The 13,362-nt window shown below is 63.9% G+C and carries 14 protein-coding genes; 7 read left to right on the forward strand and 7 right to left on the reverse strand.

The genetic code is table 11. From position 1 onward, the window contains the following. Nucleotides 1–38: 38 nt before the first annotated feature. Entirely contained in the window at nt 39–488 is a 450-nt protein-coding gene (locus H7E91_RS12080) for a metallopeptidase family protein (RefSeq protein WP_338401717.1), read from the reverse strand. Between the two features lie 39 nt (nt 489–527). Between H7E91_RS12080 and H7E91_RS03490 the strand changes: the two genes are divergently transcribed. Both H7E91_RS03490 and H7E91_RS03495 read left to right on the forward strand, forming a co-directional pair. After that, nucleotides 528–905, forward strand: a complete 378-nt coding sequence (locus H7E91_RS03490; protein ID WP_338401718.1) for a DUF3499 domain-containing protein — start codon at nt 528–530, stop codon at nt 903–905. Beyond that, nucleotides 898–1,062 (forward strand): Trm112 family protein, encoded by a 165-nt coding sequence (locus tag H7E91_RS03495; RefSeq protein ID WP_182353723.1) that lies wholly within the window; start codon nt 898–900, stop codon nt 1,060–1,062. The genes H7E91_RS03490 and H7E91_RS03495 overlap by 8 nt, the downstream gene beginning before the upstream one ends. Nucleotides 1,063–1,173: 111 nt before the next feature. On the opposite strand, the gene H7E91_RS03500 is transcribed toward H7E91_RS03495, so the two are convergent. Further along, nucleotides 1,174–2,085, reverse strand: coding sequence for an RDD family protein (locus tag H7E91_RS03500; RefSeq protein WP_182353724.1), 912 nt, complete (start codon nt 2,083–2,085; stop codon nt 1,174–1,176). A gap of 57 nt (nt 2,086–2,142) precedes the next feature. Between H7E91_RS03500 and H7E91_RS03505 the strand changes: the two genes are divergently transcribed. Beyond that, nucleotides 2,143–3,135, forward strand: a complete 993-nt coding sequence (locus H7E91_RS03505) for a stage II sporulation protein M (protein ID WP_182353725.1) — start codon at nt 2,143–2,145, stop codon at nt 3,133–3,135. A 45-nt stretch (nt 3,136–3,180) separates the two neighbouring features. On the opposite strand, the gene H7E91_RS03510 is transcribed toward H7E91_RS03505, so the two are convergent. Genes H7E91_RS03510 through H7E91_RS03530 form a run of 5 tightly spaced genes read right to left on the reverse strand, consistent with a single transcriptional unit; the run spans nt 3,181 to nt 8,284 of the window. Beyond that, nucleotides 3,181–4,464, reverse strand: a complete 1,284-nt coding sequence (locus H7E91_RS03510; protein ID WP_182353726.1) for a DUF58 domain-containing protein — start codon at nt 4,462–4,464, stop codon at nt 3,181–3,183. After that, the gene (locus tag H7E91_RS03515) at nt 4,464–5,456 is read right to left on the reverse strand and encodes an AAA family ATPase (RefSeq protein ID WP_182353727.1); all 993 of its coding nucleotides are present in this window, start codon (nt 5,454–5,456) and stop codon (nt 4,464–4,466) included. The genes H7E91_RS03510 and H7E91_RS03515 overlap by 1 nt, the downstream gene beginning before the upstream one ends. Continuing rightward, on the reverse strand, nt 5,449–6,546 hold the full coding sequence (locus H7E91_RS03520; protein WP_182353728.1) for a DUF4350 domain-containing protein: 1,098 nt from the start codon (nt 6,544–6,546) through the stop codon (nt 5,449–5,451). Before H7E91_RS03520 ends, H7E91_RS03515 begins: the two co-directional genes overlap by 8 nt. Then, nucleotides 6,543–7,157, reverse strand: coding sequence for a DUF4129 domain-containing protein (locus H7E91_RS03525; RefSeq protein WP_182353729.1), 615 nt, complete (start codon nt 7,155–7,157; stop codon nt 6,543–6,545). The genes H7E91_RS03520 and H7E91_RS03525 overlap by 4 nt, the downstream gene beginning before the upstream one ends. Further along, the gene (locus H7E91_RS03530) at nt 7,154–8,284 is read right to left on the reverse strand and encodes a glycerophosphoryl diester phosphodiesterase membrane domain-containing protein (RefSeq protein WP_182353730.1); all 1,131 of its coding nucleotides are present in this window, start codon (nt 8,282–8,284) and stop codon (nt 7,154–7,156) included. Before H7E91_RS03530 ends, H7E91_RS03525 begins: the two co-directional genes overlap by 4 nt. A 240-nt stretch (nt 8,285–8,524) precedes the next feature. On the opposite strand from H7E91_RS03530, the gene mtrA reads away from it, so the two are divergent. The 4 genes from mtrA to H7E91_RS03550 are packed head-to-tail and all read left to right on the forward strand — an operon-like array spanning nt 8,525 to nt 13,265. After that, nucleotides 8,525–9,205: an MtrAB system response regulator MtrA gene (mtrA, locus tag H7E91_RS03535; RefSeq protein WP_182353731.1), complete on the forward strand. Its 681-nt coding sequence runs from the start codon at nt 8,525–8,527 to the stop codon at nt 9,203–9,205. Beyond that, nucleotides 9,202–10,833 carry an MtrAB system histidine kinase MtrB gene (gene mtrB, locus H7E91_RS03540; protein ID WP_182353732.1) on the forward strand — a complete coding sequence of 544 codons (1,632 nt, stop codon included), beginning with the start codon at nt 9,202–9,204 and terminating at the stop codon, nt 10,831–10,833. Before mtrA ends, mtrB begins: the two co-directional genes overlap by 4 nt. Beyond that, nucleotides 10,830–12,488: an LpqB family beta-propeller domain-containing protein gene (locus tag H7E91_RS03545; protein WP_182353733.1), complete on the forward strand. Its 1,659-nt coding sequence runs from the start codon at nt 10,830–10,832 to the stop codon at nt 12,486–12,488. Before mtrB ends, H7E91_RS03545 begins: the two co-directional genes overlap by 4 nt. A 54-nt stretch (nt 12,489–12,542) precedes the next feature. After that, the gene (locus H7E91_RS03550) at nt 12,543–13,265 is read left to right on the forward strand and encodes a ComF family protein (RefSeq protein ID WP_182353734.1); all 723 of its coding nucleotides are present in this window, start codon (nt 12,543–12,545) and stop codon (nt 13,263–13,265) included. Nucleotides 13,266–13,362: the final 97 nt, after the last annotated feature.

A 13,362-nucleotide genomic window follows, 5' to 3' on the forward strand; every position in this document is an offset into this window, starting at 1 on the left:
GACCGCCGGGCGAACTGCTGAACGCCTACTGCGCAGCCTCAATGGTGGTTGTGGTAGTCGATCTCTTCGGGCGAGCGGCCGAGAAACGATGCGAGCTGCTGGGTGATAACCATATGGACAAGGACGGACAACGTGCCCTCCGTCGGCGCCATCTGCTCCATGGGGCGCCGGTAGAGAACAATGCGGCCTTCGAGGCCCGTGTTGCGATCCATGGGGAAGAAACGGGCCTGGGGAATGCCGTCCTCCCACGGGGTCGGGTCCGATTCGGGCACGTCGAGCACCGTGTAGTCGAGTCGGTCGACGACGTCACCAAGATGCTTGCGGTACATCGCGACTTCCATCGACACGATGTCGTCGAAGCGTTCCGATCGCGTCCGCCAGGCGGGGACGGTGGGCGGCATGATTGGGCCGCGCAGGCCCCGCCCGTGCCGGTCTCGACGTAGCGATTGGGCGGGCTTCGGAAACTTGTCGTACGGGTAGGCGCTCACCCGACCAGGGTACCGCGCGTGCTACGGTTGGGAGCTGTGGTGAGGCAATGCTCGAGGACACAATGCGCGGAACGCGCCGTCGTGACGATGACGTACAACTATGGCGAAGCGACCGCTGTTGTCGGACCGCTGTCACCCGTTGCCCAAAAGGGCGCTCTCGACCTGTGTGAGAACCATGCGCAGTCCGTCACCGTGCCGAGGGGATGGACGATGGTCAGGCTCGTCACGGAATATGAGCCGGCACCGCCCTCAGACAATGACCTCATGGCGCTTGCGAACGCGATCAAAGAGGCGAGTCGCCGCCGCGCCCCGGAGCCGAAGCCAGCCGAACGCCAGGTACGCCGCAGATCCGATGTTCCAGGCCCGACAACACCCGCCCTACGAGCGGTTCCAAACCCAGGAGAGAGCGATGACTGACTGGATCCGCAGCGCGTTGCGCTGCCCGAAGACCGGCACTGAATTGCGACGCGAAGGTGACTGGTACATTTCATCCTCCACTCCCGCATGGCGGTACAGGATCGAGAACGAGGTTCCCATCCTCCTGCCGACAGAGGCAGAAGAAGTTCCCGCCTGAGAGCGACACAGCCGGTGACCGTTGTCGTTCACCCGGCTCATGGAGCTACCAGCGCGAGCCCGATAAGCCAGAGTACCGACGGACCGTGCGGCACGTAAGGCTCATGATGTACTACCCCTGTTCCATACCGCGTTGGTCGGTCACCTGTCTTTGCTGACCAACCGAGAACGGGAGAACGGTGAGCCGCTCCTCCGTTCTCATCTGCCTCCGCATCGTCTCCGCTGCCGCCTGGAAATCTGCTGCCTCTCGTAGCGCGAGGGTGGTGGTGATGAAGGCGTTCGGGTCGGTTCCGATAGGCGGTGCTGGCGCCGTGAACGGTTCGAGGGCGGCGGCGAGATCACGCCCGCGCTCCTGCCGACGCTCCGGCGTCATCGCCTTCGCATTGCGCAGGTAATCACGTGCGGCTATCGACAGCTGACCGGGCAGGGGGCTGACAATCGCCACCCGTGCCCACCGATCAAGGTCAGGATGGACGCGGAGCGGTTGGGGACCGCGATAGCGGCGCGGCCACGTCACAACGATGGTGCCAGCGAGCAGGTCGCCGGTGCGCTGAGACCGGGCCGTGGAGGCGATGGCGAAGGATCCGAGCGCGCCGAGGGTGAGATAAATGTCGAAGAGTCCCGCAACGGCACGCGTGAGTGCATGCCTCATCGTGATCGTGCCGCCGTCATACCGGACCGTGCGTGTGCTCGTCAGGAGCCGGCCAAGCGACGAGCCGTGCGTCAGCCATTGGGCGAGGAACGGCAAGCCGACTGCCCACACCATGAGGATTGTCGTAATCCACGTCAGCGCCTGCGCCACATTCTCCGGCTCCCACACGCGCTGTGCCACGTACCACACGATTCCGCCGATGACGAGGTAGACCGTGTAGTCGACGAGGGCGGACATGATTCTCGTGCCGAGCGCGACGGTCGGCAGGACAAGGCCGACACCCTCGCCCGTGATGATGTCCGTCCGCTCATCGACCGGCGCCGATGTGCTGCCCGCTTCGCGGTAGCGAACATCGGCTGTCTCTTTCGTCATGACACCACAGTAGCGACTCCCGCGCCCGGGAGGCCGCGTACATGCGAGACTGGGGCAATGGATGCCAATGCCTTCGCCCTCGCACACCAGCATGAATGGGACAGGCTCCGCCACCTGACGAAGCGGCGGTCTCTCAGCGGCCCCGAAACTGACGAATTCATCCGTCTCTACCAGCGCACGGCAACCCATCTCGCGACGATCAGGACGAGTAGTCCGGATCCAAACCTTGTCTTGAGGCTCTCACAGCTCCTATCCGCGGCACGTGCCGAACTCAGCGGTGAGCGCGTCCTCACTCGTAGCGCAGTCGCCACGTTTTTCCGTATGACCCTTCCGCTCGCGTTCTACCGGGTGAGGTGGTGGACGGTCGGGGTCATGGTTGCGTTCCTCCTCATCGCGACAACGACCGCGATATATACGGCGACAATCCCGCAGGTCCTCGGGATGCTCGGCGGTGAGCAGGAATTGAGTCAGTACGCGAACGAGGCGTTTGCCGCCTACTATTCCGAATTCCCGTCGGCAGACTTCGCAGGGCAGGTGTGGACGAACAACGCCCGCATTGCCGTCCAGGCCATCGCCGGTGGCATCACCGGAGTCGTCCCCGCCTTCGTTCTCTACGAGAACGCGGCCGCCATCGGCGCTTCGGCCGCGATCATGCACGATCAGGACGGCCTCGGCGTGTTCTTCCAGCTCATCCTCCCGCACGGGCAACTGGAGCTCACCGCGATCTTCATCGCCGCCGGTGCCGGGTTGTCCCTGTTCTGGGCGATGGTTTCGCCGGGCTCGCGCACACGGGCACAGGCTCTCGCACAGGAAGGACGAACCACCGTCATCGTCGCCGTCGGTCTTGTCCTCATCCTCGCCGTTTCCGGCGCGATCGAAGGATTTGTCACACCCTCAGACCTGCCGTGGGTCGTTAAGATCCTCATCGGCACAATCGCGCTCGCGGCCTACTGGGTCTACACGATCTGGGGCGGCAGGTGGGCGCTCGCACATGGTGGGTCCGCGGACCTCAGCGAGGAAGATGCGGGTTACTCCGTCCCGGTCGCATGACGTTTTAAGCCGGAGGACGGCTCACTGCTGGATAAGCCTCGCCCGTCAGAGTTTCCCTGCTTCTTTGAGGTCGAGATAGGTGTCGGCGACCGTGGCTGGCAGGTGGGCCGGTGGGGCGAAGACGACGTGTGCTCCGAGGCGAGTGAGATGGTCGGCAAGGGCTCTCTCTTCGAGGAGTGCCCGGTGCGCTGCCGCTGCCTCATAAGCTGAGGCGGCGGTGCCGTCGATCTCTGTCATGTGCGCAAGCGCGGGGTCTTCGGCGACAGCAATGAGCACGGTGTGTCGGCGCAGGAGTGGAATCGCCTCGAGGAGGCCGCCCGGGACAACACCAGAGTCGAGTGCGGTTGTGATGACAACAAGAGCGCGGTTGGACACGGTTTTCGTCACGGCGCCAGCGGCGCCGACCCAGTCTGTTTGAGCAAGGCTCGGATGGACGTCGGCAAGAGCAGTAGCGAGGGCGTGGATGGTCTCCCGCCGCCCGGGATCGACACGCACCCGCAGCCGATCATCGTGGGCAAGCACGTGTAGCCGGTCCCCGGATCGTTCCGCGAGAGCCGCGAGAAGAAGCGTCGTATCGATGCCGGAATCGAGCCTCGGCTCGTCACCGATCCGGATCGAGGCTGACCTGCCACAATCGAGGAGTGAGATGATGCGGCGGTCCCGTTCGGGCCGCCACGTCCTCACAAGTGTCTCGCCGCGGCGCGCGCTTGAGCGCCAGTCGATGGCGCGAACATCGTCTCCACGGACGTACTCTCGCAGGGAGTCGAACTCGGTGCCCTCGCCAGAGACGAGGAGAAGGCTCCGCCCCTCCATTTCCCGTAGCCGAGCGATCCTGCTCGGCAGGAATCGTCGCGCGCGGAACTGGGGGAGGACAGTGAGGGTCGACTCGTCGGGTTTGCTGAGCTGGCGGCCGGCGAGACCGAGGGGGCCGCGGGTACGGATAACGAGGGGACCAGCTGAGATCTTGCCTCGGCGGGAGGGCACAAGCCGGGACGTCAGGGTGATTGAGGCGCCCGGTTCGAGGCCGAAGTCGACGGTTGCGGGAGAAACACCCACCGAGGGTGGCCACCCGTTTCGCGCCGCGCCCACGAGCGGCCGTCGCCCCCCATTCGTCAGCGTAACTGTCGACTCTGCGGCGGTCCCGAGTCTCGTCGTGACGTCGGGCCGGTCACTGGAGATGTCGTTGGGGCGTCCCGCAAGGAGCCAGTCGAGACCGCTGAGGGCCGCAACGGCTACGATGACAATGACGGGCCACAGCCAGTCGCCACTCACAAGCCCAGCTGGTACCGCGAGGCTGGAGAGGACCGCCGACCTGGTCGTGACATGCATCAGCGTGGCACCGGGACCTGTGCGAGGACGTGATCGATGACGCGCTCGGTCGACATGCCGTCGAGCTCAGCCTCGGGCCGTAGCCTGACCCGATGCGTGAGCGCCGTCAGCGTCATTGCCTTGACATCGTCCGGGGTCGCATACGTGCGGCCTGACAGCCACGCCCACGCCTGTGACGTCCGTAGCAGTGCGGTCGCGCCTCGGGGGGAGACCCCGATCTCGACCGCGGGGGCGCTTCGCGTCGACCGGACGAGGTCGACGATGTAGGCCTGGATGGCTGGATGAACGTGGATACCCGCGATTTCCTGACGTGCCGCGAGGATCTCGGCCTCGCCGGCGGCGGGACTGATGAGGGCAAGATTGTTCGGGTCGAAGCCTGCGGCGTGGCGTCGAACAACCTCAAGCTCCGCATCGCGCTCCGGTAGCGGGACAGTGATTTTGAGAAGGAACCGGTCGAGCTGTGCCTCCGGAAGAGGATATGTTCCCTCGTATTCGATCGGGTTCTGGGTAGCGATGACCATGAACGGGTCCGGTAGATCCCGCGGCTCGCCATCGACCGTTACCCGGTGCTCCGCCATCGCTTCAAGCAGTGCCGCCTGCGTTTTTGGCGGGGTCCGGTTGATCTCATCGGCCAGGAGTAGCTGTGTGAACACTGGCCCCGGACGGAAATCGAATGTCCCATCTCGGAAGATGAGTGAGCCCGTGAGATCGCCAGGCATGAGATCGGGAGTGAATTGCACCCTCTTCTCTTGCAGGTCGAGGCCTGCCGCGAGTGCTCGGACGAGCAGGGTTTTCGCGGTACCCGGCACGCCCTCGAGGAGGACATGACCGCCCGACAGTAGCCCGACGACAAGGCCCGCGAGGGCTTCCTCCTGGCCAATGACGGCCTTGCGGGTTTCGCCCGCGAGAGCCCCGAAGGCACGCTGGGTCGAGGTCGCACTGTCCTCTGGCTCTGGAACGGCGAGGCGGGGGCGGTATGACCGGTCATTCATCGGTGAGCTCCTTTGAGAGGTCGGTGAGGGCGTTGGCCAGCGCGGCTAGCTCCGAGTCGGTGGCGGGGTCTGGTCCGTAAAGAAGATGGCGGACGTCGTGTGGAGAGCGGCCGCTGAGGTCCGACACCCGCTCGACCACCATGTCAGGGGTGGAGTCGGGAGGCAGTCCGAGGCGGCCAGTGTGACGGGCGATGGTCCCCGCACGTAGCGCGGCACCGGCATGGGAGGTGGCCCGACCGCGCTCGTACAGTCGCGCCCTGCCCCGCGCCGCTTCTGCCGAGGGAACGACTACGGGCAACTGTTCGGAGATCAGTGGGCCGAACGGGCGGCGCACGAGGATGCCGTACCAGAGGGCGACGAGGACGAAACCGATGAGGGCACCCGTCAGGGCAGGCGGAACGGTGCTTGGTTGGTCGACTCGCTCTGTTGCGGGCATGAGCCACGCGACTGAATCCGACTGCCCGAGCGCCCGCAGTGCGATCGCCGCGTTGTCGGCTTGGGCGAGGTTTGCGTTGATGAAGAGTTCAGGTGAGGCGACGTACATGACACGGTCGCGAATGAGGATGTGACGGCCGCCGTCGATCGGGAAGCAGCCGGCGGCGCCCACACCGACCGTCATCCCCTGCGCACCGTCGATTCCGTTCAACCACCCCTGCCCACACGAGGGCGGGACAATGTCATCTGGCGATCCGGCGAAGGTCCCCAGGCTCTTGCCGAGCCACTCCTGCGTGTCCTGGCCGCTCTCGGAGACAATGATGAGCCGTTCAGTGAGCAGCTGCTCCCGATCGGTGTCCGACAGGAGCAGATGCGGGTCCCAGACGAGGATGGTACCGCCAGCATCGAGAGCGTCTGACGCTGTGTGGACGACTGTTGTCGCGATCCCACGGTCGGACAGGATGGCACCCAGCGCTCCCGCCCCGTCCGGTGAGACGGAGTCCGGGTGCATCGTCTGCTGGTTGTTGCGGCCCGACAGCGACGATATCGCGATCGCGAGAGTGGCGATGATGAATGCGGCGAGAAAACCGAGGAGAAACCGCAACCATAGCGGGCGTGTGCGCGGCAGGACGGCGAAGCGGGCGTCGGTGCTCATACCGGTGCCCCTGCCCTGCACTGGTCGACAAGCCCGGCCAACATGTCCGCATCCTCCGCATCCGCCTTTTCCCCGCCGTAAAGCACGGCATCGAAGATGTGTGCGCCCGGAGCGAGGGGGAGTCCGGTCGCGGCCGTGCCCTGGACTGCCGACTCACGCGCAGTTACGCCGGGGGTGGCGACGATGAGGCCGCGGCGGTCGAGGATGCGGATGCAGGCTCGGTAGTAGTCGACGCTCGCACTGCTGTAGTCACCCGCGCTATGCGCCCTCTTTGCGTCGCGTAGGAGGCGCTCTGCGCTGCGATCGTCGTCGAGGACGATGTCACGGTCTGCGTTCGCGCTGGTACGGGAGCGGAGCCTGCCGTAGATGATGGTGGACGCGGCGATGATGACGACAAGGATGATGAGGGTGATCGAGCCAGTCCAGGCCGCGTCCGCGCCGAACGACACATTGAGCTTCTCAAGGATGTCGAGGACCCAGAGACCTAGCCGCTCGATGAGGGACATGCCGGGCTCAGAATACTTCGCCTGCCGCAGCTCGTCCTCAGCCCATCGCCGAGCCTCATCCCCTTCGGGGCTGAGGTCGGCCCCCAGGGCGGGGTGGAGGATCATTGCCTGCGGACGTCGTAGTGGAAGTTCTCCCGGACCATCCGAAGGTTGATGTAAATGACGTTTGCGACCGCCTGCGTGACCGCGATGACGACCGCCGAAATAAGGGCACCTGTGATCGTCGAGTAGATGACGGCACCGGTTGTTGTGCCAAACCCGAGGAAGGAGAAGAGAGCGACGATGATCGACAAGACGATCGAAATGACGATCATGAGGACGAACGCGGCGGCGAGCGTGGCGAAGACCGACCAGAACCGCCCACGTGTCAGCTGGAAGGAGCGGACGATCGCATCGATCGGCCCACGCTGCTCGGCGACGAGCACGGGCACCGCGCAGGAGAGCCGCACCCCAAAGTAGAACATGGCGACCATGAGGACGAGGAAGAAGATGACGATGGCGCCATCGCCCGCGTCGGCCAGCGGAAACAAGAGGAGGGCGACAAGTGTAAGGGCGACGATCGCGAGGAAAGTGTAGAGGAAGTAGGCGAGAGCAAGCCTGCCCGAATCTCGGGTGGACATTGACAGCGCCTGGCCGATCGAGATCTTCCGGCCATACACCGCGCTCATCGCCGCATTGACTGCGGTTGTGTAGATGAAGAGGGCGGCGATAAACGAGATAAGGGTTGAGAGGATGCTGACGACGGCGAATCCGGTCGTCAGCGCGAGATTGTCAATCTCTAATGGATCGATAGTCGTCAGCGAGGTCTCACCGGTGGTGAGGAGAAGGACTGTCGACAGCAACCCTGCGACGAGATAAACGATGAGGGGCAGAAGAACGAGGACCTTCGGGTTGTAGCGCACGAGACGGATCGCTGCATCGATCTGTTCGAGGGGCGTGAGCGGATGAAGGGGGAAGGGTGCGCCGTTGAGCCCGCCGTAGGGGGCGGGCTGATAGTCGTTCGAACCCTGTCCGAACTGCCCATATGAGGAGTACTCGCCGTACGATGGCTGATCCGTTGGGCGATTGAAATAGCCGAACGTCTGCGGATTGTTCTCGGGGCTCTGACCGTTCTGGTTCGGTGCCTCGCCTTTCCAGCCTTGACCGTCCGACTGCTGGTCCCAGCCATCATGCGGCTGAGGGCTTCGGTCGTCGTCGTTGTGCGGATGCCAGCGCTGGTCATCATTCGACATATTTTTCTCCTTCGTCTGCTACAGGACCATCTTTACACAGGGTGACCTATACGCCTACGGGCGTCGCGGTTTCTCCGCGGCGCGGCGCAGACCCGAGGTTCTTCACCCATGGCAGGTTGACCGTTTCACCTGCTGGGACGATAGGAGTCGGATCGGGCAGCGCGTGCTGTTCGGCAGGTCATATCGATACAGGCGGCCAGTGTGTCGAAAATTTCCTGCCGTTCATGTGAAACTGGTGGCATGAACTCCCGCATTCTTGTCGTCGATGACGATCCGTCGATTTCGGAGATGGTTGCCATCCTCCTCGAGTCGGAGGGCTACGAGGTGACCGTCTGCGCCGACGGTCTGTCCGTGCTACCGCTGTACCGCGCCGAGAGGCCCGACCTCGTCCTCCTGGACGTTATGCTCCCAGGCCTCAACGGCGTTCAGGTCTGCACTGCGCTACGCGAAGAGTCGGACGTGCCGATTATTATGATGAGCGCGCTGACAGACTCGGTGGATGTCATTGCAGGGCTCGAGGCGGGGGCGGACGACTATGTGACGAAGCCATTCGAGAACTCCGTCCTCATGGCCCGCATCAAGGCTCGCATGCGCAGACAGGAGCTTGAGCCCGAAATCCTCAAGGTCGCCGACCTGACGATCGACATCACCGGGCACTCCGTCACGCGTGGCGACGAAACGCTCGCGCTCACGCCCCTGGAGTTCGACCTCCTCGTGGCCCTCGCCCGCAAGCCCCGCCAGGTGTTCTCACGTGAAGAGCTTCTGGAGCTTGTCTGGGGCTACCGCCACAGTGCGGATACGCGACTCGTCAATGTTCATGTCCAGCGGCTACGCGCCAAGGTCGAGAAGGATCCGGATAATCCGGAAGTTGTCCTAACCGTCCGCGGAGTCGGCTATCGGGCGGGTGCGGCGCGCGAGTGACCGATCAGGCGATAGAGGAGCGAACCGAACCCAGCAGGGGCCGGCTCCTCGCCGACCGGCTTGGCGAGCTCTGGCGCTACATCAGCCAACGGCTCGAAGTCCGCGTCACCGGCATCCTCATCACAATCGTGGCCGTCTCGGTCGCCCTCACCTTCGGTATCGCCCTGTGGCGAATCAAGGACCAGGTATACGAGGACCGGATTGACGCGATCGTTGAAGAGTTTGGCGCTGACGCGCGGGCGGCTGACCAGCGTTTTGCTGCAACTATCGGCACCAACCCGGGCAATGTCCAAGAGACGGTCAAGACGATCGTTAACTCGATGTACGACCCGTCCTCCTCCGTTGTCGGCGTCATGCTCATGAGGAGCGCGGACCAGCCCGCCAGCAGCATTCAGATCCTTGAGCCGAGCAATGGCCCGACGGTGCTCCGCGAGAGCATCACGGACGAGATGAGGGCGCAGACAGCGAACTCTGAAGCACTTCACTGGCAGCCTGTCGCCATTCCGAACGGCACCGGCGGGCATGTTCCAGGAGTTGTGTTCGGCATCTCTGTCACGGTTCCTGGAGCGGGGGACTACGAGCTCTATTCCTTCTATTCACTTGAAAACGAGCAGCGGCTCCTCAGCCTCGTCACGACCGTCCAGGTGTCCGCTGCGGTCCTTCTTCTTGCCCTGCTCGTCGCACTCTCCGTTGTCCTTGTGCGCATGGTCCTCGTTCCCATCCGAGAAGCATCTCGCAACGCCCGAAAGATTGCGGACGGCGCATTCGAGGTGCGGATGGACGTGCGCGGCGATGACGAGCTGGCGCATCTCGCGCAGTCGTTCAACCAGATGGCGTCTTCCCTCGACGAACAATTCACGCGGCTACAGAAGCTGTCGAAAGTGCAGCAGGATTTCGTTTCCGCGGTGTCGCACGAGCTACGTTCCCCGGTGACGACGATCCGGATGGCGGGCCAGCTCATTTACGACAAGCGCGCCGACCTACCGCCCTCACTTCAGCGCTCTGCCGAACTCATGCAACGTCAGCTCGTCAACCTCGACGCGATGCTCGCCGACCTGCTCGAGATCTCGCGATTCGACGCTGGCGCGATGGCTCTCAACGCCCAGAACGTTGACCTCGCAGAGGTGGTGGAAAGCGTGGTTGACATGGCTGCCCCCCTCGCCCGCGAATACGAGGTCCGGGTGACAATCGACGCAATCGGCGACACCTACGCCGTTGTCGAGCAACGGCGCATCGAGCGTATTGTGCGCAACCTCGTCGTCAACGCCATCGAGCATGCGGGCGACCGCGCGGTCCGCGTCGACGTTGTCGGTAACGAGACCGCCGTCGGTGTGCGCGTCGTCGACAACGGCATCGGTATGAGCCAAGAGCAGGCTGACCATGTCTTCGACCGGTTCTGGCGCGCCGACGCGGCGCGCGTACGCAAGGCGGGCGGAACAGGCCTCGGGCTGACAATCGCCCGCGAAGACGCCATCCTGCACGGCGGGGAGATCCGCGTCTGGGGTGTTCTCGGGGAAGGCTCGAGTTTCCTTCTCATCCTGCCGAGAGAACCCGGCGCGCCCTACACGGCACCGCTCGACGTCGAGGTGGACTTTGAGGAGCTCACGCTCGAGGAGGAGATGTCGTGAGAAGGTTACTCGCTCTCCTCGCACTGCTGACACTCCTCGCGGCGTGCACATCTCTTCCTACCGAGGGCCCCGTCAACGCGACGCGTGCACCGACCGGGACCGACCAGGCGGTCGGTTTCCATGCTGCCGAACCCCGTGAGGGGTCGACTCCCGAGGAGATCGTCCAAGGTTTCCTCACCGCATCCGCCGCCGGCTTGTCCGACGATTTCGAAGTTGCACGCCAATATCTGTCGTCGACGGCATCAGAGCTGTGGCGGCCGCTTGAAGTCGTGCGCATCTATTCGGATTCGCGGCCGCCAGTCACGACCCGCACGGACACCGAGGCAGTTCGGCTCAACCTCGGCTCGGAAGGGTCGCTCCAGCAAGATGGCCGGTTCGAGCCCTCTAGTCCTGATGCCGTCATCACAACAGAGTTCTCGCTTGCACGCAATGCTGAGGGTGAATGGCGCATCATCGACCTCGACAACGGTCTGCTCATCTCCTCCACGCTCTTCACATCTCGGTATTCGCGGGCGGTCCTCCACTTCCTGACGGCCGACTCGCAGTATCTTGTTCCCGACCTGCGCTGGTTCCCACAGAACACGTACGCGACTCTCGCGACAACCCAGCTCTTTGACGGCCCCGTGACCTGGCTGGCCGACGCTGTGCGTACCGCGATCCCACCAGGCACAGCTCTCGGCAACCGCGGCATCACGATCAGCGGTGGCAGTGCGACGGTCTCCCTCAACGACGAGGTGCTGTCTGTGACCGGCTATCAACGGGCTCTCTTCAGCGCACAGGTGGAGGAGACACTCGCCGTCCTCCCCAACGTTCAGACCGTCGAGCTACTCGTTGAAGGTACTCCGTGGTCGGTGGGTCAGACAGCGGCGCTGTCCCCTTACCCGCTCGTCGACCCGGAGCTCATTGTCAATGTTGCGGGTCGGCCTTCCTTTTACCGGGACGGATCGGCGGTGTCGTTGCGGATGAGCGAGGTGCCGACCGATCTCGACGCACTCGCGGTCGGCTACGGAGAGAACGCTCCGGCAGTCGGGATTTCAGGGAACTCCCTGGTCGGGCTGACGAACAGGGGCGGTTCACCGGTCACGCTTCTTGAAGGGACCGACCTCGCCGCACCGTCGGTCGACATCTATGACTGGGTGTGGACGGCATCTGCAGACCGTGCCGGCACCGTCACCGCTCTGGCTAATGAGCAGAGGGTTGATCTGTCTGTGTCCCTGCCAAAGGGAGGCATCATCGAGTCCATCCACATCTCACGCGAGGGCGCTCGAGCAGTCTTCGTGTGGCGCTCAGATGCCACGACCCACATGTCGGTAGCCGCGATCAATCGCGGTGGTGACGGCGCGCCAGTCGACATCGGCGAGCTGATCGACATCGGTGCCGGTCTCGAACAGATTCTCGATGTGGCGTGGATTGACGAGACGACGGTCGCCGCCCTCGCGACATTGCCTGGTGGCACGAGCGCAGGTATCTATTCCGTGCCGATTGGGGGACCAATCTCTGCGATCACGGAAGTCAATGGCGCAGTCTCGATTACAGCGGGGGCGGGGGAGAGGTCCCTCATCCTCGCGACTGAAAACGGCCAGGTGCTCGAGCGCTCCGGCGGCGGGTGGCGTTTACTGTTGACCGATGGGAGCTCACCCGCTCTACCGGGGTGAGTCCCCATCCACAGCCCGCCCCTCCGGTTGGGCAAGAGCCATGACAATGGCGGCATGAGTCTTTTTGACCTTGTTTTTCCCGTCCAGTGCCCGGGATGTGGGCACTGGGATACGCCTGCCTGCGACGCCTGCCTAGAACAGATCGCGGGATTGGTCGATGTCTCTCGCGATCTCCCGCAACTGTCAAGGGTGGGCTCAGATGGCGGCGATGCTCCGCTCTTTCCGGTGTGGGCCATGTCCTCGTATGAGGAAACCGGGCGGCTACTTCAGGCGTGGAAAGCGAGACCGTCGACTGACCTGGATCGCGCCATCGGATACCGTGCCGAGCGTGCTGCGGAGTTCCTTCCCGAGCTCCTTCGATGGCGGCCACGGGAGATCGACTTCGTTCCAGCTCCGTCCCGCCCGAGCAGGTACCGGGACGACACGTATGTTGCGGGGACGTTGGCCGACAGTGTTGCCCGGGGGTTCGCATCAGCGATCGATTGGTCGTGCGCTGTCACGTCGAGGACGCTGTTCGCTCCGCGAGTCGGCCGTCAGCGCGGGCGTACGAGACGCGGACGTCGAATGAGGGCGCCTATCCGCCTCATTGCCGATATCGATCCGCGTGCCATCGTTCTTGTCGACGATGTGGCGACGACGGGAGCGACGCTCGACGCATGCTGGCGAGCGGTTGAGGGGTCGCACATCATCCTCGGGGCCGTGTGCGTTGCGGCTGTTATTCCACCGGCTGAATTCCACCGGCATGCGTCCGGGAGCGGTGAGCGTGACGTAAAGTGAGGTAAGCGATATCCACGCGGAATCGCGAACTCGAAGGAGGTGGTTTCGAACAGTCGCCACTTCGGCGAGTCTGCTATTTCTATGGGATTAGTCCCAG

The organism is Flaviflexus huanghaiensis, from assembly GCF_014118685.1.
GTDB classification, from domain to species: Bacteria; Actinomycetota; Actinomycetes; order Actinomycetales; family Actinomycetaceae; genus Flaviflexus; species Flaviflexus huanghaiensis.